This window comes from Thioclava sp. F36-7 (assembly GCF_002020075.1).
GTDB lineage: Bacteria > Pseudomonadota > Alphaproteobacteria > Rhodobacterales > Rhodobacteraceae > Thioclava > Thioclava sediminum.
In genome coordinates this window covers 154548-172906 of sequence record NZ_MPZR01000007.1, presented here as the reverse complement: position 1 = coordinate 172906, position 18359 = coordinate 154548, and the positions used below count along the sequence as shown (strand labels likewise).

The window sequence follows — 18359 nt, the reverse complement described above, 5'->3', positions numbered from 1 at the left end:
GACCTCAGTCGATAATCACGTCGTCATCGTCGAGCGGGATGCGGATCTCGTCATCGCGCGACAGCTCCAGCGCATAGTCCACCAGCGCGGATTGCGCCTCTTGCACTTCGCGCCCGCGCACCGGGCCCATCGCAGTCATTTCCTCGTTCAGCATGTCGCGCGAGCGGGCAGGCAGGGCGCTCAGGAAGTAATCGCGCACCTCTTTCTTGGCGCCGCGCAAGGCGAGCGGAAGCGTTTGCCCTTCGACCCCACGCATGACTTTGACGAGGCTCTGCTGGTCGAGCTTGCACAGATCGTCGAAGGTGAACATCTTCGCCTTGATCGCGCCGAAGGCATCCGGGATGCGCTTCTCCAGACGCTGAGTGATGTCGTCGAACAGCTTGCTGTCGAGCTTGTTGAAGAGATCGGCCATGCGCTGCTGCGGGTCCGGCCCGGTGTTGCGCGTCGCCGAGCTCATGAACTCTTTCTGCAGCGTCTCCTCGATATTCTGGAAGACGTAGCGCGGCACGGTGTCGATGCCGATCATCCGCTCCAGCACCTCCATCATGCGCTCCTCGCCCAAAAGCGGCAGCACCTTCGAGGCCACCTCGGGCTTCACCTTGCTCAGGATCGCCGCGACCGTCTGATCGTGCTCTTCTTTGAGGTAATTGGCGATGACCTGTTCGTTGAGCGCAGAGAAGTTCTCCCAGATATTGCGACCCACCAGCGGGCCCTGGATCTCCTGCATGATGTCGCTCACACGATCCTCGGGCAGGAACCCCTTGAGCATGCTTTGCGCCATTTCCATCGACCCGACGATACCGCCGCCATCGCCTGCGGTTTCCATGAACTCGCTCATCACCTCTTCCACGACATCGGCGGGAATCGTGCCCAGAGACGAGATCGCGTGGGTGATCGAGTGGATGTCGTAATCGTCGAGCCTCTGCATCAACCCGGCGCCATGCTTCTCCCCAAGGCAGAGGAAAAGGATCGCCGCCTTCTCGGGGCCGCGCAGTTTCTTGTAATCCCGGGAGGTTTTCATCGTCGGCGCTCGATCTGTTCTGAGGTCTCGGCAAGAATAGCAGTCTATCCTTGTATTCTCAATCAGGATGGCACGCTATTCTTCGTAGTGAGGTGTTTTCTAAGGATAGGGGAGACGCGAAGGCTTAGCCGCCCCCGCCATAGGCAACATAAGATTGCATCATGCTGCCTGCGAGCATGTACCAGCCGTCGATCAGCACGAAGAAGATCACCTTGAAGGGCAGCGAGATCATCACCGGCGGCAACATCATCATGCCGGCACTCATCAGCACCGAGGCGACGATGAGGTCGATCGCGATGAAGGGCAGGTAGATCAGGAAGCCGATGGTGAAGGCACGCCGCAGTTCGGAGATCATGAAGGCGGGGACGAGGGTGCGCCAGCTCGCCTCCTCCGCCGTGGCAGGCGCGGGTGTCTCCGACGCGGGTTCGGCGTTTTGCCCTGCTTCGTTGTCGCGGACGAGATCGGCGAAGAGCTTCAGATCCTTGGGACGCGTATTGGCGAACATGAAGGCCTTGAACGGCGCGCCGATCCGCACGATCGCTTGTTCCTCGGTCACCGTGTTGTTCAGAAGCGGCCGCAGCCCGCCGGTCCAGGCATCGTCGAAGACCGGCTGCATCACGAAGAAGGTCATGAACAGCGCCATCGCGCTCAGCACCATGTTCGGTGGCGTCTGGTTCAGCCCCAGAGCGGAGCGGAGCATCGAGAAGACGATCACGAAGCGGGTGAAGCTGGTCATGACGACGAGGACGCCCGGCGCGATGCTCAGCACGGTCATCAGCGCGATCAGCTGGATGATCCGCCCGCTCAGGCTGGCGGCGGCGTCGCTGCCCGGGGCGGCGTTGTTGAGCCCCTGCGCCAGATCGCCAAGCAAGCCGCCCGCCTCCTGCGCCTCGGCCCTGCCGCTGAAGGCGAGCGACGCGGCGAGGGTCAGGACGAAGAGCGGCAGGCCGGCCTTCACTGTCAAGGAACGCTTCGCGAGGGTGGTCATCGTGTCGGGACGTAGTCTTTGACGATCTCGGTCAGGGTGACGCCGAGGCGGTTCTCGCCCACCTTCACCAGATCGCCGCGCGCGACGAGCCGGTCATTGATCACCACGTCCACCGGCTCGCCGATCTTCTTCTCCAACTCGATGACCGAGCCGCGGCTCAGGTTGAGAAGCTGCGAGATCGGGATGCGGCTCTGACCCAGCACGATCTGAACCGAGAGTCCGACATTGAGCATCGCGTTGACGTTCTGACCGTCACCGTCGCTCGCGGCCTGCTTGCTGGCGAGGCTGTGCAGCAAGCTCTCCGCCGCCACAGCGCGGGCTTCGTCCTGCGTCGGCTGCGCTTCGGTTTCCGGCGTCTCAGGCGGTTGCGTGGATTCGGGCGTATCGTTGTCGGACATTTACACGGCTTTCCTGATTGGTGTGGCTTGGGGCGAGACGGTCTGGCGCAGAGCGATGAGGATGCTGCGGCAGACCGTCTCGAAGCTGTAATCCATCACGCCGTCATCCCAGTCGGCATGGATGTCGCCATCGGCAAGCGCCGGGTCCGCGACGATGTTCAGCGCGGGGCTGTTCGGCCCGGCGCTGGCCTCGATCACCGGTGTCAGCCCCGCGAGATTGGCGGGGGAGAGGCGGATCGTGAGACTCGGTTTGCGCAGCGCGATCTCCATCGCCCGCCGAATCTGCGTCTCGACCCGCGCGGTCGAGCAGCTCGCGATGAATTCGGGGAAGACCTTCTCGCAAACGCGCAGCGCGAAGCCGCAAAGGTGCCGCTCCAGCGCGGCCTGATGGGCCAGTTGATTGCCCAGAAGCGTCGCGATCTCGGGGGCGAATTTCTCCAAAGCCTCGGTCTGGCGCGCCTCGAGCGAGGCCATGATCTCGGCGGTGGCCTCATTGCGCCCCTGCTCACGGCCCGCTTCGAAGCCTTCGGCGCGCGCAGCCGCCGCTGCCGCATCGAGATCGGCCTGGGTAAACACTTTCAGCCGTTCGGCGGCGCGGCGGGCATCTTCCGCCTGCATCTCTTCATCGAAATCGCGCTGGAAAACCGTCATCTCACGCCTCGTTCAATAGCCAGCCGCGCAGGACCTTGAGGGCCTCTTGCGGTTCGTCTTCGGCGATCTTCTGGATCGCGGAGACCTTGCGCTTCAGGATCGCACCGCTGATCGCGAAATTGGTGATCAGCTCATCATCCCCGGCGGGGTCGTAGCGCTCCGCGCGTTGGACGGGGGCTGCGGGCTCGGCGGCCTCCTGCGTGCGGGGTGCTACGGCGTTGACGGGCGCGGCGGGCAGGTTGTTGCTCGCCGGCGCCGCTGCTTCCGCCTCGCCCTCGGGGGCTGCGAGCGCCCCGGCGCCGGGCACCTCGCTCAGCCGCGCGCGTTCGCGGTCGGCCCGGTTCAGCAGGGGGCGCAGACCGAAGACAAGCACCGCGACCACGATCAGCAGGGCGAAGACCCAGCGCAGGATCGAGACGATATTGTTCGACAGGCGCTGCATCAGCGTCGGGCCAACCGGGCCGCCGACCTCCATCGAGTAATCGATGAAGCGCAGGCTATCGACGGAGACGGTATCGCCGCGGTTCTGGTCATAGCCGATCGCCGATTTCACCAGCGCGGTGAGGCGGGCGATTTCTTCCGGCGAGCGCTGTTCGTATTTCAGCGACCCGTCGTCCTGCACGTTGTAGATTCCGTTCACCAGCACGGCGACCGAGACGCGTTGCACCGCACCGGCTTCGGTCGTGGTCTCGCGCCGGGTGTTGCCGATCTCGTATTGCACCGACTCGCCGTTCTTGCTGCGGCTGTCGGTCGTGCTGCTCGCGCCGGGACCGCCAAGCGCGCCGGGGATGTTGTTGCCGGTGTTCACACCGGAATCGCCGTTCTGCACGCCCTTCTGCTGCTCGGCATTGTTCTGGGTGGAGCGGACGACCTGCTGATCGGGATCGAAGCTTTGCTGCACCACGACTTCGCGCTGGTTGGACAGATCGACATTGACCTGCACGCGGGCGTTGCCCGCACCGACACGCGCCGTCAGGATCTGCTCGATCGAGCGCGCCATCCGGTCTTCGGTCGCCGCCTTGTTCGACTGCAGCGTCGCTTGCCCGGCCGCGTCGGAATTCTCCGCGAGGATCGTCTCGCCGCTAGCCGAGAGCACGGTCACCCGGTTGCCGTCGAGATTGGGAACTGCCGCCGCAATCAGGTTGCGAATCGCCAGTGCCTCCTTGCGGCTGATCCCGCGAGAAGAAGCGGCGCGGACGATGACGCTAGCACTCGGATCGGGGCTGGTGCGCGAGAAGGCTTCGCGCTCGGGCAGAACCAGATGGACGCGGGCGCTGCGCACCCCGTCGATGGTCTGGATCGAGCGCGCCAGCTCGCCCTCCATCGCGCGCAGCCGGTTCACATGCTGCATGAAAGTGTTCATGCCGAAGCCGCTCGCATTGTCGAACAGCTCCCAGCCGGGTTCGCCATCCACGGGCAGGTTCTTCTCGGCCAATGCCATGCGGGCGCGGGCAATATCCCCTTCGGGCACCGACACCGAGCTACCGTCTGCGGAAAGCTGCGTCTTGAACCCTGCCTGTTCGAGCGTGTCGACGATTCCGGCGGCGCTGGAGGGCGAAAGCTGGCTGTAGAGCAGCTTGTAGCTCGGGGCCGTCACGACCGAGAGACCGAAGACCAGCGCGAGAACGCTGACGACACCGACAGCCCCAAGCATCAGGAGCTTGCGCCGTCCCAAGGATTGAAGGTTCTGCAAGAATTGCTGCACGGCGAACACCAGTTATTCTTAATCGATCCTGTAGAAGCTATTCTATCTTTGTATTGCAAGTAAAGTGCGGATGTATATACTTCACGATATCCAGTGAGGATCGGGTTTTATCTTTAAATTCGACGAAGAGAGGCGCGATAGCCGATGATTGATGCGGCCATTGATGAAGAAGAGGTTGCCGAGGTGCCCGAAACGCGCTGGCGGACCTTGCGCGACCATAAGCGTCTCGTGATGGCCGCGGTCGCGCTCGCGGTCGTGGCCATGTTCTGCGGTGGCTTCGTGGCCTTCGGCGGCGTCTCGGCGCTCACCGGGGGAAGCGCTGCAGAGCCGGCCGGGCATGGCGCCTCGGGCGCAGCTGGCGCGGATGCGCTGCTGGATTTCGACGACATCGTGGTGAACATCACCGAGACGACCGCCGACGGCACGCCCGCCGCGCGCTACCTCAAGATTCACCTCGCGCTGGTCTATCCCGAATCGCCGGATGCCGAGGCCAAGATGGCCGAGAAGAAGCCCTTCATCCGCGACACCTTCACCGGGTTCCTGCGTCAGATGACGGTCGAGGACCTGCGCGGCAGCATCGGCCTCATCAAGCTCAAGGCGGAACTGCTCAAGCGCGCCCGCGCGGTCGTGGGCAATGACACGCCGAGCGAAATTCTCATCAGCGATCTGGTGGTGCAGTGACGATGGCGGAGCAGGCGGACATGGCGATGGCGGCCACGACAACGGCAGAGGTCGAAGACGAGATCATCCGCATGTCGATGCTCAATTACGAGCGTCTGCCGATGCTGGACGTGATCTTCGAGCGCTTCGTTCTGTCCTTCTCCAGCTCGCTCAAATCTCTGACCGGCTCGGTGCTGGACGTGACGCTGGGCGAGGTCGAATACCTGCCCTTTGCCGACGCGATGAAAAGTCTGCCCAAACATGGTTTGATCGCGGTCGCGCAGGCCGATCCCTGGGATGACCAATTCATCCTTTCGCAGGATCCGGTCTTCCTGTTTTCCGCGCTCGAACTGATGCTGGGCGGACAGCCGTCGGGTCGGGCGAAGGATGCCAAGCACGGCTTCACCACGATCGAGCGCCGGATGGGCGAGCAGGTCGCCGAACGTATCCTTGACGATATGGCGGTGGGCTTCCGGCAGATTTGTGAGGTCTCTTTCCAGGTCGACCGGATGGAGAGCAATCCGCAATTCGCCAATATCGCCCAGCCCAACAGCCCCACGGTCCGCGTGCCGCTCAAGGTCAGCCTCGAAGGCTACCACGGCGAGGTCCACCTGATCCTGCCTTACTCGACGCTGGAACCGGTGCGCCCGTTGCTCACCAAGATCTTCTTCGGGGATCGGCTCGGGGCGGACAGCTCGTGGCGCACGCAGCTGAAACAGAAGATCGAAGGGTCTTCGGTGGCGCTTACCGCGCAGCTGCACGAGCTGGTGGTGCCGATGCGCGAGATTCTGGACTGGAAAGTCGGCGACACGCTCGATCTCGGGATCGACGACAGCCATCCGGTCCTGTTGCTCTGTGCCGGGAGCCCGGTTCTCGAAGGCGAGATGGGCAAGAAGCAAAACGGGTCGATGGCACTGAAAGTGACCGCGAACCTCATGGGAAAGGACGAGTGGAGCAATGATGTCGATGCTGATTAACGCGATTATTCTCGTGTCTCTTGTCGGGCTGATGGCCTATGGCGTGGTGATCACGCGGCGGGTGAAGAAGCTCATGCTCGTTCTCGAAGAGATGGAGCCGCTCGTCGCGGCCTTCTCCGCGGCCGTGGACAAGTCGCAACTCTCCGTCGAGGAGATGAAGGACGCCGTGGCCGAGGCGCAGAAAGCGCCCGCGCCCGAACCGGCACCCTCGCAAGAGGCCGCGCCCGCCCTGACCTTCAACTCGCGCCGTGCCGCGCCGAAAGCGCCGATGGGGCTGACCCGTGTGACCGGCAAGGCCGAACTGGTCAAAAGCTTCTTCGAGCAGACCCGCGTGCGCCGGGAGGCGCAGGGCCAATGGTAAAGAACCGCCCCCTTCAGGTTCTCGTGGGCGTATTGCTGCTCTCTGGCGGCGCGAAACTCGCGACCAGCCTTCCCTCCGACATGATCCCGTTTCCGGATGCGCTGTTGCAGGCCGCGCTCGCAAGCGGGGCGGAGAAGGATGCTGCCGCGACGCCGGCGAGCGATGCCTCCGCCGATGCGACCGGCGGCTGCGGGCCGACGCCGGAAGAGCTGTTGATGTCCGTGCGGCAGGAACGCGACCTCCTCGCCGAGCAGAAGAAGAAACTCGACGCCCGCAGCGCCGAGATCGAGCTTGCCAAGCAGGGTCTCGACACCCAGTCCCAGCATCTGACCGAGTTGAAGGACAAGGTGACCAAGCTGCTCGACCAAGTCGGCAAATCGCATACCGCAGACGTCGATCGCCTCGTGTCGATCTACAAGAACATGAAGCCCGCGGCGGCGGCGTCGATCATGAACGATCTCGATATCGAGGTGACGGTCATGGTGCTGGCCACGATGAAGGAGCGCGACGTCGCCCCGATCATGGCCGAGATGAACCCGGTGCGCGCGCGAGCGGTCTCCAAGATCATTCTCGAACGCTCGAAGCTGCCGGGCGACCAGAAGCTGGTCAATGTCAAGCTCAACTGAACCGCGCGGGGGGCATGGTCCGTGCCGCGCGGCGCAGTTGTTGCTGATTGGGGAAAGGGGGCGCGCAGCCCCCTTTTTTAGTCTTCGTCGACCCGCAGCACCGAGCCCTTCGGCGGCGCGCGCCGGATGTTGCGGCGCAGGTCCATGACGTAGCCGATGATCTCCGCGACCGCCTGCCAATGCTCGATCGGCACCGTGTCGTCCACGTCGATCGTGGCGTGAAGCGTGCGGGCGAGTGGCTTGTTCTCGACGATCGGCACCTCGTTCTCTCGTGCGATCTGGCGGATGCGCGCGGCCACGGCATCGGCCCCTTTGGCGACGCAAACAGGGGCGGCGTCGCTGCCCTGCTCGTATTTCAGTGCCACGGCGTAATGCGTCGGGTTCGTCACGATCACGCTCGCGGTCGGCACCGCCTGCGCCATACGCTGCCGGGCCCGCTGGCGCGCGATCTCCGCGCGGCGGCCCTTGATCTGCGGATCGCCCTCGGAATCCTTCATCTCGTCACGGATTTCCTTGAGCGACATGCGCAGTTTTCGCCGCCACTCGAACCGCTTCCAGATGATATCGCCGATGGTGATCGGCACGAGAAACACCATCGCCGCGCTCAGCAGCCAGCTTGCCCAATGGGCCGCGTAGCTGGGGATATGCTCGGGCAGGAAATTCTCGCCCTGCCAGATTCCGGTGACCGCGCGTTTGGCGACCCAGAGCGCGAGCGCGCCGATGACCAGAACCTTGGTGATGCTCTTCGCGAACTCGACCAGCGCGCCGGGCGAGAACATCTTTTTGAGCCCTGCGAGCGGCGAGAGCTTCGACAGTTTCGGCTTCATGCGTTCGGACGAGACCACGGTCTCGCCCTGGATCAACACGCCGAACAGCGCGGCCAGAAGCATCACGCCGAAGATCGGGGCGGCCCAACCGGCGATCTCGCCGAAAAGCAGGCTGAGGATGTCGCCGATATCGCGCGCGCCTGCCGACCCCTGGCCGATCTTCACCTGACCCGCGCCGGAGAAGACCTGACCGAGCGACGTCATTGCGCGGCCCGCGACAACCGGAAGGACGAACACCACGATGAGCAGCAGCGAGAAGACCGACATCATGTTGCCGGTCTCGCGCGAGGAGGGCACGTCGCCTTTCTCGCGCGCCGATTTCAGCCGCTTGTCTGTCGGCTCTTCGGTCTTCGAGGATTTTTCCTGTTCGTCGCCTTCGGCCACGGCGCGCTCCTTAGGGTATGACGAAAGTGCCGAGCCAGTCGGTGAACTGGCCGAGGAAGACATGCAGCATGCTGGGGGAGGCCGCCGCGAGGATCAGCAGGCCCGACGCGATCAGCGCGGGCGCTGCGACGAAGAAGACCGGCAGAGCGGGCATCATCCGGTTCGCAAGACCCATCCCGAGATTGAAGATCAGCCCCATGACGAAGAATGGGGCCGCGATCGCCGCCCCGATATAGAGGCTGGCAGATGCGGCTTTGACGATCTGCTTCGCCATGTCGCCCAGCAGAAGCGTGCCCGGCGGGAAAACGTCGTAGGAATAGAGCAGCGCGCGGATGATGATGTGATGCGTATTTGTGACGAAGATCAGCGCAACGCCGGAGATCAGCAGGAAGCTCGCGATCATGGTGGAGCCCTCGAACGATCCGAGGCTCGGTGCGAAAGCATTGGCGAGGCCCGAGACCTGTCCGGCCTGATGGCCCGCGAATTGCAGCGCGCTGAACAGCACCCGCGCCGTCAGCCCGATCCAGAGGCCCGTGGTCACCTCGAGGCCAAGGTAGATCGCGAAGGTCACGAGATTGTCGGGCTGCATCGGCATCACCGGCGTGGCGGGATAAAGCGCGAGGCTGAACACCACCGCCATCGCCAGACGGCTGCGGGTCGGCACCTGCATCTCGCCAAAGCCCGGCATGAACATCAGCGCGCTGCCCAGCCGCGCGAAGACGATGAGATAGCCGAAGAGCTGCCCGTCGAGAAATGCGCTCAGCCCGCTCACCCCTCAGGCCCCGATCGTCCCGACCGTCTTCATCGCGGCCTTCCGGTGCACCTCGTTATGCGAGATCACCTGCGTCATCGGGCTCACGCGTTCGAGCATCGAGCGGACATATCCACGCACTTCCGGTGCGACCATCAGCGCGGGCCATTCGTCGCGTGCCGCGTGGCGCTGGATTTCCTGACGGGCCTCCAAAACGAATTCCTGCACGCGCTGCGGCGACATCAGGAAGGTCCGGTCCTTGCCGTTGATCTTCACGGCCTCGCCGAATTCATGCTCCCACGCGCCCGACATGGTCAGCACCGGCACGAAGCCCGAACCATCCGCCAGCGCGCGGCAGATCTGGTTCGCAAGGCGGGCGCGGACCCGCTCGGTGATTACGGCGGGGTTGGTGCTCGACGGCGCGGCTTCGGCCACCGCCTCGATGATCAGCGGCAGGTTGCGGATCGAGATTCGCTCGGCCAGCAGCGATTGCAGCACCTGTTGCAGCAGGATTTCCGGCGCGGAGTTGGAAATATCGCTCGCGAGTTTCTGGTAGTCGCGGTCCAGCTCGGCCAGAAGCTTCTTCACCGCGCCATAGGTGAGCAGTTCGGACATATGCTCCTTGATGATCTCGGTGAGGTGGGTGGTGATCACGCTCTCGGGGTCGACGACCGTATGGCCCTGCTGTTCGGCCTCGGAGGCGCGCGCCGGGTCGATCCAGACCGCGCTCAGCCCGAAGGTGGGCTCCTTGATCCGCTCGCCGGGCAGCTTCACCTGATCGCCGGACGGGTCGATCACCATCACGAGGTTGGGGCGCAGCTCGCCTTTCGCCGCTTCGACGCCCTGCACGAGGATCGAATAGCTGTTCGTCGGCAGCATCGGGTCGTCCTTGATGCGCACCGAGGGCAGGACGAAGCCGTAATCCTTCATGAAGAGATTGCGCAGGCTTTTGACCTTGCCGGGCAGGGCGGCATCCATGCTCGAGATCAGCGGCACCAGCCCCGCGCCGAGGCTGAGGCGCAGCTCGTCGAGCTTGAGTTGCTGTTGCGTCGTCTCGGCCGAGGTCTCTTCCATTTGCGCCGCGCGGGCTTCCGCTGCCGCCGCGTCGCTGGCGCGCAGTGCGGCCTGCTCCTGCATCACGTAGCCCAGCCCGGCGAGCAGCCCGGCCAGCGCGAAAAACACCACGATCGGGAAGCCGGGCAGCAGGCCGATCCCGAACAGCAGCACCGCCGCCATGTAGAGCGCCTTGGGGAAGTTCGAAAGCTGCCCCAGCACCGCCTCGTTGGCTGCGCCCTCGGTGCCGCCTTTCGTGACGATCAGGCCCGCCGCCAGCGAGACCACCAGCGCCGGGATCTGCGTCACGAGCCCGTCGCCGATCGTCAACACGGTGTAGTTGCCCGCCGCCTGAGAGACGCTCAGCCCGTGCTGGACGACGCCGATCAGAATCCCGCCCACGACATTGATCAGCGTGATGATGATCCCCGCCACCGCGTCGCCGCGCACGAATTTCGACGCACCGTCCATCGCGCCGAAGAAGCCGCTCTCGTCTTCCAGCTCCTTGCGGCGGCGCTTGGCCTCCACCTCGTCGATCAGCCCCGCGCCGAGATCGGCGTCGATTGCCATCTGCTTGCCCGGCATCGCATCGAGCGAGAACCGCGCGGAGACCTCGGCGATCCGGGTCGAACCCTTGGTGATGACGACGAAGTTGATCACCACGAGGATCGCGAAGATCACGATCCCGATCACGAAATCCCCGCCGACGATAAAGCGCGAGAACCCTTCGATGACGCCGCCCGCCGCGCCGGGGCCGGTATGACCCTGGCTGAGAATGAGCCGCGTCGAGGAGATGTTGAGCGAAAGCCGCAGCATCGTGACGACCAGCAGCAGCGTCGGGAAGGAGTTGAACTCCAGCGGCTTCGGGATCCACAAGGCCACCATCAGGATCAGCACCGACAGTGATAGCGAAATCGCGAGGCCGAAATCGAGGATGATCGGTGGCAGCGGGACGAACAGCATCCCGAGGATCAGCGTCACGCCAATCGCGAAGCCGATATCGCGGTTCTTGATACCAAGCCCTACGAGGTTCTTGCCGAAACTGGTCTGATTTTGGCTCATCCGTCGCTCAATTCGTTCGCGTGAAATTGGGAAGCACGGGTTGCAGGTCATTGGTCGAATAGATCGACAGCCGCATGTCCTGATCCGCCGTCAGGTCGGCCGACCAGAAGACGGGAAGTTTCCGGCGCGCAGGGCGCGGCGAGGGGCTCGGCGCGGGCGCATCCACGGGGACGGCCCCGGCGAGTTGGACGAAATAGTCGCCGCGTTTCTGCGCGACCGCGAGATTGCGCTTGAGCGCGGTCAGGTAGGTCTGGCGCGCCTCTGGCGTGAAGGAGTGATACGAGCCCGCAGCAATCCACCAATTCCCCGTCCGCCGGTGCAGATCGACCAGAAACCGCGCGGCATAATCCACATTCGCCGCCGGATCGAAGGACTGGGCCAGCGAGTCGAACGCGTCCGGGTGCCACTTGCGGTTCACCTGCATGCAGCCTGTATCGATCGAGGTGACCCCCGCGGCCTGCTTCTGGTGAACCCACGCCATCGCCGCCTCACGGCTGTCGAAGATTCGGCCCTCACCCGCAGCGTTCACGCTCCACGGCCAGACGGTCAGGCGTCCTTCGTTGCGAAACCCAGCCTCCTGTAGGCCGATCGCGAGCAGCAGGTTATCGGGGATGCCGTAGCGGTCCTGCGCCGCGAAAATCTGGCGCAGGCATTGCTGGTCATTGCCGAAGGTGGAGGGGAGGGGCGTCGTTGCCTCGGGCACGCTGGGGCGGCTGGAGGTGTAGAACCCCGCCCAGCCTTCGGCCCGTGCGGGGGCGGTGGCGGCGAGACTCGCAATCGCAAGCGCCGCCAAGGCCCGAAACCACCTCGCCCGCGCCATCACGCGGGTCCGTTCATGATGAGATCGAAGACGGTGTCTGACAGATGCGACAGCGTTGCGTAGATGAAGGGCAGGGCGAGGACGAGACCGACGAAGATCGCGACAATCTTCGGCACGAAGGTCAGCGTCATCTCCTGAACCTGGGTCAGCGCCTGAAAGATCGCGATGCCGAGCCCGACGATCAGCGCGAGCGCAAGAATAGGGCCGGCCCCCATAAGAATCGTCCAGATCGTGTCCGACATGATCGCATAGACATCGGCTTCTTCCATGTCGCCCCCGCCTGCCTCAGATCGGCATCCGCATGATTTCCTGATAGGCCTCGACCAGCTTGTCGCGCATCGCCACCGTGACCTTGACGGTGGACTCCATCGCCATGGTCGCCTCGACAACCTGCTGCGTGCTTGCATGCCCGGTCAGACCTGCCTGCGCGGTCGTATCGGCCGCGCGCATCGTCTGCACCGCCTCTTCGGCGGCGCCTTTGAGCATGTCGCCGAAGCTCTGCCCGGCAGATTTGGCTTCATGTGCGGAGGCCGGGCCGCCGCTCAGGCTGCGCGACGCGCCATAGGCACCCCGGATCGCTGCATTGGAGAGGACTGGATCGCTCATGCTTCACCTATTTCAGGAGGTCGATCATCTCGCGGCGCATCTGGCGGCCGGTCTCGAGCATGTTCAGGTTGGCTTCGTAGCTGCGCGCCGCTTCGCGCATGTTGCTCATCTCGATGATCGGATTGACGTTCGGCAGTTTCACGAAGCCCTCGGCATTGGCCGCCGGATGGGCAGGGTCGTATTTCAGCACGAAATCCGACGTGTCGCGGCCGACATCGGTCACATCGACCATCGAGGCGCCCGAGGCGTCATCGACTAGCTCGCCGAAGGAGATGGTCTTGCGGCGATACGGATCCGCGCCCGGCGTCGAGCCGGTCGAATCCGCGTTGGCCACGTTTTCGGAGACGACCTTCAGCCGCTCCCCTTGCGCCCGCAACCCGCTTGCCGCGATCGCACCGATTGATTTCAGAGGGTCCATGCTCATGGTCGTCTCCGCTCGTTATTCCTTGCCGCTGGCGGCATTGAGAAGTTGATAGGCCTTGCGATAGAGGTTCGCCGCCAGCCGGTATTGATCGGCATTCTCGCTCGCCATCACGGATTGCTGCTCCAGCGCCACGTCGTTGCCGTCGAGGCTGCTGTCCCACGCGCTGCTGCCACCCACGGTTTCGACCGTGGTTTCGTGCAGCGGGCCGCCAGTTGAGCGGTTCGCGTCGCTCTTCTCGAGGAAGCTCTGGAAGTCGGTCACATCCCGCGCGCGATAATTCGGCGTGTCGGCATTGGCGATGTTTTCGGCCAGCACCTTCTGGCGGGCCGCAAGCCACTGCATCCGATCCGATGCGAGGTTAAAAAAGGATATCGTATCAAGTTTCACGTTGGATCGCTCCGTTTTCATGGATAGTATATCGGCATGAGAATGGATTGGTAGGGTTTATCCTTGTGAATACGATTTTTTCTTCCTTGAATTATGCGGTTGATGAGGCCGATGAGGCAAGAATTGTCGGTCATGTCCATTCGGTCACGGGCCTGTCGCTGACTGTCGTCGGACTCGAACGCGCGATGGGAATCGGTCAGCGGTGCATCGTGCACGGTCGGCGCGGCCCAGTGCTGGCCGAGGCGGTCGGGTTGAACGAGGCCGGAACCCGCGTTCTGCCGTTCGGCAGCTGGGATGGCGTCTCGGTGGGGGATCGAGTCGAACTCGATCAGCATGGCGATCTGATTCATCCCGATGAAAGCTGGATCGGTCAGGTCGTGGATGCGCTGGGTCGTCCGGTGCGCAGCGGCACTAGTTGGGTTCCCGGCGAGACGGCGCGCGACCTCAAGGCCGCCCCGCCGCGCGCCTTCGACCGCAAGCGGGTCGGCGCGAAGCTGGAGACGCAGATCAAAGTCTTCGACATCTTCACCCCGATCTGTCGCGGCCAGCGCATGGGTGTCTTCGCGGGCTCGGGCGTCGGGAAATCGACCCTGATGGCGATGCTTGCGCGCAATACCGACACGGATGTGATCGTGATCGGGCTGGTGGGCGAGCGCGGCCGCGAGGTGCAGGACTTCATCCAGAACGATCTGGGCCCCGAGGGAATGGCCCGCGCGATCGTCGTGGTGGCGACGGGCGACGAGCCGCCCTTGCTGCGCCGTCAGGCGGCCTGGACTGCGACGGCGGTGGCCGAGCATTTCCGCGATCAGGGCAAGCAAGTGCTGCTGCTGATCGATTCCGTTACCCGCTTCGCAATGGCGCAGCGCGAGATCGGTCTCTCCGGGGGCGAGCCGCCGACCACCCGGGGCTATCCGCCGACCGTCTTCGCGGAGCTGCCGCATCTTCTGGAACGGGCCGGGCCCGGCGTCGAAGGGGCGGGCGACATCACCGGGCTCTACACGGTTCTGGTGGATGGCGACGACATGAACGAGCCCATCGCCGACACCGTGCGCGGGATCGTGGACGGCCATATCGTGCTCGACCGCCACATCGCCGAGCAGGACCGCTACCCGGCGGTGAACGTGCAGAAAAGCATCTCGCGGATGCTGCCTGACTGCCACACCGATGCCGAGTATCGCATCATGCAGGCGGCCCGGCGCGCGCTCGGGAAATATGCCGATATGGAGGATCTGATCCGGGTGGGCGCCTATCGCCCCGGCGCGGATCCCGACACGGATGCCGCGATCCGGTTCCACCAAAGCGCGACGGTGTTCTTCTCGCAGCGAAAAGCGGAGCAGCTTGGATCGATGCGGGCCTTCGCAGAAACCTATCGGCTGCTTCTGGAGGCGGGCTTCGACGTGCCGCTTCCCGAAGAGGGGAATGGCGAGGGCGCGTAAGCCCTCGGTCCTGAGTGGCGCTTAAAGCGCGGCGATCTCAGAGAGCGGACCGCTCCAGTCGCCAAGCTGCGTCTGGCGATGAAGCTGCAAATTGCCGTACCAGCGATCCGGGCTTCCGTGACGGCCCCAATACCACATGCAAGCCGCCCCTTTCGGGATCAGAACATGGCTGTCGGGATGCCCCAACGCACCGCAGACATGGGCGGTGGTGTTGTCGATGCTCACCACCCGGTCGAGCGCCATGATCTGCGCCGCGAAACCGTCGAGATCGGCGAGCTGGTCGATCTCTGGATCGTCGAAAAGCGTCAGATCGGGGCGCGTGCGGGCGGCCTGTGCAAGCTCTGCTTCCCGGTCGCCATATTGCAGGTTCACCACCAGCGAACCCTCGGGGAGCGCCGTCAGCAGGGTCTCGAGCGCGAGGGAGCGATGCGCGCCGGTGATCGGGTCGTTGCTGTGCCAGGCGATGCCAACGACCGGGCCGCCTTGCGCCATCTCGCGGTAGCGGGCGCGGATCGCCTCGACCCGCGCGGCATCCGCGCGCAAATAGCCGCCAAGCGGCTGTTCCGCGAGCGCCTCGACGCTGAGATAGCGCACCAGATCGCCCACGAAGATCATCTCTTCCGGCGCGACGTTCATCTTGTCGACCTCGGTGGTCTCCGCGAAATCGACGCCAAGGCCGCACCGCTCGATCAGCGGCTTCATCCTTGCCTCGCCCACGAAAGTCACCGTCGCCCCAGGGGGTAGGGGGGCACGGTCGATGATCGGCAACAGAGCCAGTTGATCGCCGATCCCCTGCTCGTCGACCAGAAAGAGACGCTCGCGCGCGGCGAGGCGATCGGGTTCGGAGTTCTCGTAGGGAATACGGCGGCGGTTCGCCTCGGGTTGGCGTCCCGCGTAGTAAGGCGCGCCGCCAGCGAAATCGCCCTGTCCCATCAGGAAAGTGCCATAGGCGCGCTTCACCCAGAGCCCGCCGCCATCGACAAGATGCAGCGCCTCTCGGAAGGCAATATGCGCCTCATGGAACTCCTCGCGGTCGAGGTGGCAATTGGCGGAAAACCCGAGGGCACGCTGAAACTGGGCCGGATCCTGAAAGCGATGCGAGAGCGTCTCGAGCGCGCGCGGGATGTCACCCAGCGCCCGCAGCGCGGCCATGCGCAGGGTCACGACGTCGTCTCGATGCGCGTTCGTTTCCTCAAGTTCGGACAGCAGGGCGTCAGCTCCGGCGATGAGACCCTGATAGTCCTGTCGGAAAAGTTTCGCTTTGAGCAGGCCGATCCGGTGGGAAAGGGGCTGCGGGGCGAGACGCGCGGCTTCCTCATAGGCGGGTGCGGCCTCGGCGTTGCTTTCGCCGGTGGCAAAGGCATCGGCGGTGATGAGCCACATCTCGGCCGTCTTCACGCGCTGAGCCATTTTGCGCAGATTTCGTCCGGCCGTGGTCGAGCGATCGAGCCGCCCCATCAGATCGGCATAAAGGCGAGCCATCGGAACGTCTTCGCTGCCACGCTCGATCGCCTGCGCGAACAGATCGATGGCCGCGAAGATGTCGGCTTTCAAAACCCGCGCTTTGCCTAGCCCCGCCAAACCCATCGCATCGGTGGGCGCAATCAGCAGCGCGCGGTCGAAGAACTGCGCCGCCGCCTCCGCCTCGCGGCGATCCAGCGCGACGGTGCCAAGCACGAGCCACGGGTGGCGGTTGGCCGGGTGCGTCTGGCAGACCTCATGCGCCAGTCGCGCGGCTTTCGGGCCGTCGGCCGCAGCCAGCGCCTCATAGGCTTCGTGCATCGTCAGTGCCGCGGCGCCATCAGCGATGCCGTAATACTTCGCGGCTTTCGCGGCCCGGGCGCGCCGGTCCTTGCGCGAGAGGGTTGTCTGGGTCATGCGCGTTCCCTCGGAATGGCGAAGTAGTCGATCGAGTGGACGTAGAACACGCTGTCGATCAGCACGTAGTCATGCGCGCGGCACCACTCCTGCGCGAAGGCAAGCAGATTGTCGCGGCGGGTCTCGACCCAGATCAGCGGGCGGTCGCGCGCGATCAGCGCCTCGGCCCCGGCGAGCACATCGAGCTCCATCCCTTCGGCGTCGATCTTGAGGAAATCGGCGCGGGCGTCGGCCATCAGCGCGTCCAGCGTCACGACCTTCAACTCGCCCGCCTCATCGGCGACAAGTGTCGTAGCCCCGAGGTTGTTTTCCTCCGTCGTCTCGGCGTGGAAACTGCCCTCCGCGCGTCCGACGCCGAAGCCCATTCCGCGCCGGTCGATCAGGTCTTCGATCCCGTTCGCGGCGATATTGCCGTCCAGAAGCGTCAATGCGGCCGGGTTCGGCTCCACCGGATAGATCCGCGCCGGGCTCAGATGTTGCGCATACCAGACGACGTGGTTGCCGATATTCGCGCCGACCTCGACGATATGCGGGTGCGCCACGCCGATCAGATCGCGCAGCTTCTCGAGCGAGCTATCCTCGAAGAACCGCCCCTGAAGATGAGTGTTCTGGATGATGTCGAGCGGGTTGGTGATCTGCATCTTCGCAGCCACGCCCCGATGTTCGAGCTGCACCCAGACCGGATCGCGCTCGACCGCGTCGGCCCACATCCGTTCGACTTGTCGGGCCCAATCGGCCCCCGTCGCAGAGCGCGGACCGGTGGAGTGTTGATCGCGGCGATTGACGAAGAAGATCTCGGGGCGTTTCGCGCAATTCCCGGTCTGCCAGAGCTGCAGGTAGAGCTTGTAATCCTCGCCCGTATCCATCGCTTCATCGAAGCCGAAGCGCGCGACCAATTCGGTGCGGATGAAGGCGCCGATCTGAACCGCGAAGAAGGGGGGCGTGGCGAGAAACTCCGCGTAGGCGGAAATCTCGGCCGGTTGACCGTCGCGCAGTTGCGGCTCGCCCGCCGCGTCGAATTCGCAGATCAGACCCCAGAGCGCGTCGAGGTCAGGCTCCTCGGTAAGCCGCCCGCCGAAAGCCTCGAAGGCGTTCGGGGTCATCACGTCGTCCGCATCGAGGAAGAAAATCCACTCGATGCCTGCCTCCTGTGCCTGCCGGATGGCGGCGTTGCGGCGCGCAGATCGGCCGTGCAGCCCTTGGGTGTCGTCCATCGCGTAGTGATGGATCTGGTCGAACGGGCCCTTGGAAAAGCCGATCGCGGTCTCGACGGAAGGCGCACAGCTCTCTTCGAACAGCGCGCGGTGGCCGGGGCCGATCGGGGTGATGATGGCGCAATCCATG

The 18359-nt window shown here is 64.3% G+C and carries 20 protein-coding genes; 5 read left to right on the top strand and 15 right to left on the bottom strand.

The genetic code is table 11. The features are described 5' to 3' along the window. Window positions 1–4: 4 nt before the first annotated feature. From BMI89_RS14440 to fliF, 5 genes are all read right to left on the bottom strand, one after another. On the bottom strand, window positions 5–1021 hold the full coding sequence (locus BMI89_RS14440; RefSeq protein WP_078521974.1) for a flagellar motor switch protein FliG: 1017 nt from the start codon (window positions 1019–1021) through the stop codon (window positions 5–7). A 124-nt stretch (window positions 1022–1145) separates the two neighbouring features. Continuing rightward, window positions 1146–1967, bottom strand: a complete 822-nt coding sequence (gene fliP, locus BMI89_RS14435) for a flagellar type III secretion system pore protein FliP (protein WP_246832047.1) — start codon at window positions 1965–1967, stop codon at window positions 1146–1148. Between the two features lie 38 nt (window positions 1968–2005). After that, window positions 2006–2407, bottom strand: a complete 402-nt coding sequence (locus BMI89_RS14430; RefSeq protein ID WP_078571485.1) for a FliM/FliN family flagellar motor switch protein — start codon at window positions 2405–2407, stop codon at window positions 2006–2008. Next, window positions 2408–3058, bottom strand: coding sequence for a FliH/SctL family protein (locus BMI89_RS14425; protein WP_078571483.1), 651 nt, complete (start codon window positions 3056–3058; stop codon window positions 2408–2410). A 1-nt stretch (window position 3059) separates the two neighbouring features. Further along, entirely contained in the window at window positions 3060–4751 is a 1692-nt protein-coding gene (gene fliF / locus BMI89_RS14420; protein ID WP_348638855.1) for a flagellar basal-body MS-ring/collar protein FliF, read from the bottom strand. Window positions 4752–4907: 156 nt separating this feature from the next. Here fliF and BMI89_RS14415 point away from each other — a divergent pair, with 156 nt between their 5' ends. The 4 genes from BMI89_RS14415 to BMI89_RS14400 are packed head-to-tail and all read left to right on the top strand — an operon-like array spanning window position 4908 to window position 7387. Then, window positions 4908–5444 (top strand): flagellar basal body-associated FliL family protein, encoded by a 537-nt coding sequence (locus tag BMI89_RS14415; RefSeq protein ID WP_078571481.1) that lies wholly within the window; start codon window positions 4908–4910, stop codon window positions 5442–5444. 2 nt (window positions 5445–5446) lie between these two features. Further along, the gene (locus BMI89_RS14410; protein WP_078571479.1) at window positions 5447–6400 is read left to right on the top strand and encodes a FliM/FliN family flagellar motor switch protein; all 954 of its coding nucleotides are present in this window, start codon (window positions 5447–5449) and stop codon (window positions 6398–6400) included. Further along, window positions 6384–6761 (top strand): hypothetical protein, encoded by a 378-nt coding sequence (locus BMI89_RS14405; RefSeq protein ID WP_078571478.1) that lies wholly within the window; start codon window positions 6384–6386, stop codon window positions 6759–6761. Before BMI89_RS14410 ends, BMI89_RS14405 begins: the two co-directional genes overlap by 17 nt. Further along, on the top strand, window positions 6755–7387 hold the full coding sequence (locus BMI89_RS14400; protein ID WP_078571476.1) for a hypothetical protein: 633 nt from the start codon (window positions 6755–6757) through the stop codon (window positions 7385–7387). The genes BMI89_RS14405 and BMI89_RS14400 overlap by 7 nt, the downstream gene beginning before the upstream one ends. Before the next feature lie 77 nt (window positions 7388–7464). On the opposite strand, the gene flhB is transcribed toward BMI89_RS14400, so the two are convergent. Genes flhB through BMI89_RS14360 form a run of 8 tightly spaced genes read right to left on the bottom strand, consistent with a single transcriptional unit; the run spans window position 7465 to window position 13701 of the window. Beyond that, window positions 7465–8598 (bottom strand): flagellar biosynthesis protein FlhB, encoded by a 1134-nt coding sequence (gene flhB / locus BMI89_RS14395; protein WP_246832039.1) that lies wholly within the window; start codon window positions 8596–8598, stop codon window positions 7465–7467. Between the two features lie 10 nt (window positions 8599–8608). Then, window positions 8609–9370: a flagellar biosynthetic protein FliR gene (locus BMI89_RS14390; protein ID WP_246831646.1), complete on the bottom strand. Its 762-nt coding sequence runs from the start codon at window positions 9368–9370 to the stop codon at window positions 8609–8611. A 3-nt stretch (window positions 9371–9373) separates the two neighbouring features. Further along, the gene (flhA, locus tag BMI89_RS14385; RefSeq protein WP_078571473.1) at window positions 9374–11464 is read right to left on the bottom strand and encodes a flagellar biosynthesis protein FlhA; all 2091 of its coding nucleotides are present in this window, start codon (window positions 11462–11464) and stop codon (window positions 9374–9376) included. Between the two features lie 7 nt (window positions 11465–11471). Then, window positions 11472–12284: a transglycosylase SLT domain-containing protein gene (locus BMI89_RS14380; RefSeq protein ID WP_078571471.1), complete on the bottom strand. Its 813-nt coding sequence runs from the start codon at window positions 12282–12284 to the stop codon at window positions 11472–11474. Further along, entirely contained in the window at window positions 12284–12553 is a 270-nt protein-coding gene (fliQ, locus tag BMI89_RS14375; RefSeq protein ID WP_078521954.1) for a flagellar biosynthesis protein FliQ, read from the bottom strand. The genes BMI89_RS14380 and fliQ overlap by 1 nt, the downstream gene beginning before the upstream one ends. A 16-nt stretch (window positions 12554–12569) precedes the next feature. Continuing rightward, window positions 12570–12890, bottom strand: coding sequence for a flagellar hook-basal body complex protein FliE (locus BMI89_RS14370; RefSeq protein WP_078571470.1), 321 nt, complete (start codon window positions 12888–12890; stop codon window positions 12570–12572). Window positions 12891–12897: 7 nt separating this feature from the next. Further along, window positions 12898–13308 carry a flagellar basal body rod protein FlgC gene (gene flgC, locus BMI89_RS14365; protein ID WP_078522122.1) on the bottom strand — a complete coding sequence of 137 codons (411 nt, stop codon included), beginning with the start codon at window positions 13306–13308 and terminating at the stop codon, window positions 12898–12900. A 21-nt stretch (window positions 13309–13329) separates the two neighbouring features. Further along, on the bottom strand, window positions 13330–13701 hold the full coding sequence (locus tag BMI89_RS14360; protein WP_210402165.1) for a flagellar basal body protein: 372 nt from the start codon (window positions 13699–13701) through the stop codon (window positions 13330–13332). Between the two features lie 86 nt (window positions 13702–13787). On the opposite strand from BMI89_RS14360, the gene BMI89_RS14355 reads away from it, so the two are divergent. Beyond that, complete coding sequence (locus BMI89_RS14355; RefSeq protein ID WP_210402164.1) at window positions 13788–15137, top strand: FliI/YscN family ATPase; 1350 nt, start codon at window positions 13788–13790, stop codon at window positions 15135–15137. A 21-nt stretch (window positions 15138–15158) separates the two neighbouring features. On the opposite strand, the gene BMI89_RS14350 is transcribed toward BMI89_RS14355, so the two are convergent. After that, entirely contained in the window at window positions 15159–17015 is a 1857-nt protein-coding gene (locus BMI89_RS14350) for a hypothetical protein (protein WP_078571465.1), read from the bottom strand. Further along, window positions 17012–18358 (bottom strand): FkbM family methyltransferase, encoded by a 1347-nt coding sequence (locus BMI89_RS14345; protein WP_078571463.1) that lies wholly within the window; start codon window positions 18356–18358, stop codon window positions 17012–17014. Before BMI89_RS14345 ends, BMI89_RS14350 begins: the two co-directional genes overlap by 4 nt. Between the last annotated feature and the right edge of the window lies 1 nt (window position 18359).

Coding starts and splice junctions, on each gene's coding strand:
- flgC (WP_078522122.1), bottom strand. CDS start 13,308: ATGGACCCTCTGAAATCAATCGGTGCGATCGCGGCAAGCGGGTTGCGG.
- flhA (WP_078571473.1), bottom strand. CDS start 11,464: ATGAGCCAAAATCAGACCAGTTTCGGCAAGAACCTCGTAGGGCTTGGT.
- BMI89_RS14345 (WP_078571463.1), bottom strand. CDS start 18,358: ATGGATTGCGCCATCATCACCCCGATCGGCCCCGGCCACCGCGCGCTG.
- BMI89_RS14405 (WP_078571478.1), top strand. CDS start 6,384: ATGTCGATGCTGATTAACGCGATTATTCTCGTGTCTCTTGTCGGGCTG.
- BMI89_RS14410 (WP_078571479.1), top strand. CDS start 5,447: ATGGCGGAGCAGGCGGACATGGCGATGGCGGCCACGACAACGGCAGAG.
- BMI89_RS14425 (WP_078571483.1), bottom strand. CDS start 3,058: ATGACGGTTTTCCAGCGCGATTTCGATGAAGAGATGCAGGCGGAAGAT.
- BMI89_RS14440 (WP_078521974.1), bottom strand. CDS start 1,021: ATGAAAACCTCCCGGGATTACAAGAAACTGCGCGGCCCCGAGAAGGCG.
- BMI89_RS14370 (WP_078571470.1), bottom strand. CDS start 12,890: ATGAGCGATCCAGTCCTCTCCAATGCAGCGATCCGGGGTGCCTATGGC.
- BMI89_RS14400 (WP_078571476.1), top strand. CDS start 6,755: ATGGTAAAGAACCGCCCCCTTCAGGTTCTCGTGGGCGTATTGCTGCTC.
- fliQ (WP_078521954.1), bottom strand. CDS start 12,553: ATGGAAGAAGCCGATGTCTATGCGATCATGTCGGACACGATCTGGACG.
- BMI89_RS14430 (WP_078571485.1), bottom strand. CDS start 2,407: ATGTCCGACAACGATACGCCCGAATCCACGCAACCGCCTGAGACGCCG.
- BMI89_RS14350 (WP_078571465.1), bottom strand. CDS start 17,015: ATGACCCAGACAACCCTCTCGCGCAAGGACCGGCGCGCCCGGGCCGCG.
- BMI89_RS14415 (WP_078571481.1), top strand. CDS start 4,908: ATGATTGATGCGGCCATTGATGAAGAAGAGGTTGCCGAGGTGCCCGAA.
- BMI89_RS14380 (WP_078571471.1), bottom strand. CDS start 12,284: ATGGCGCGGGCGAGGTGGTTTCGGGCCTTGGCGGCGCTTGCGATTGCG.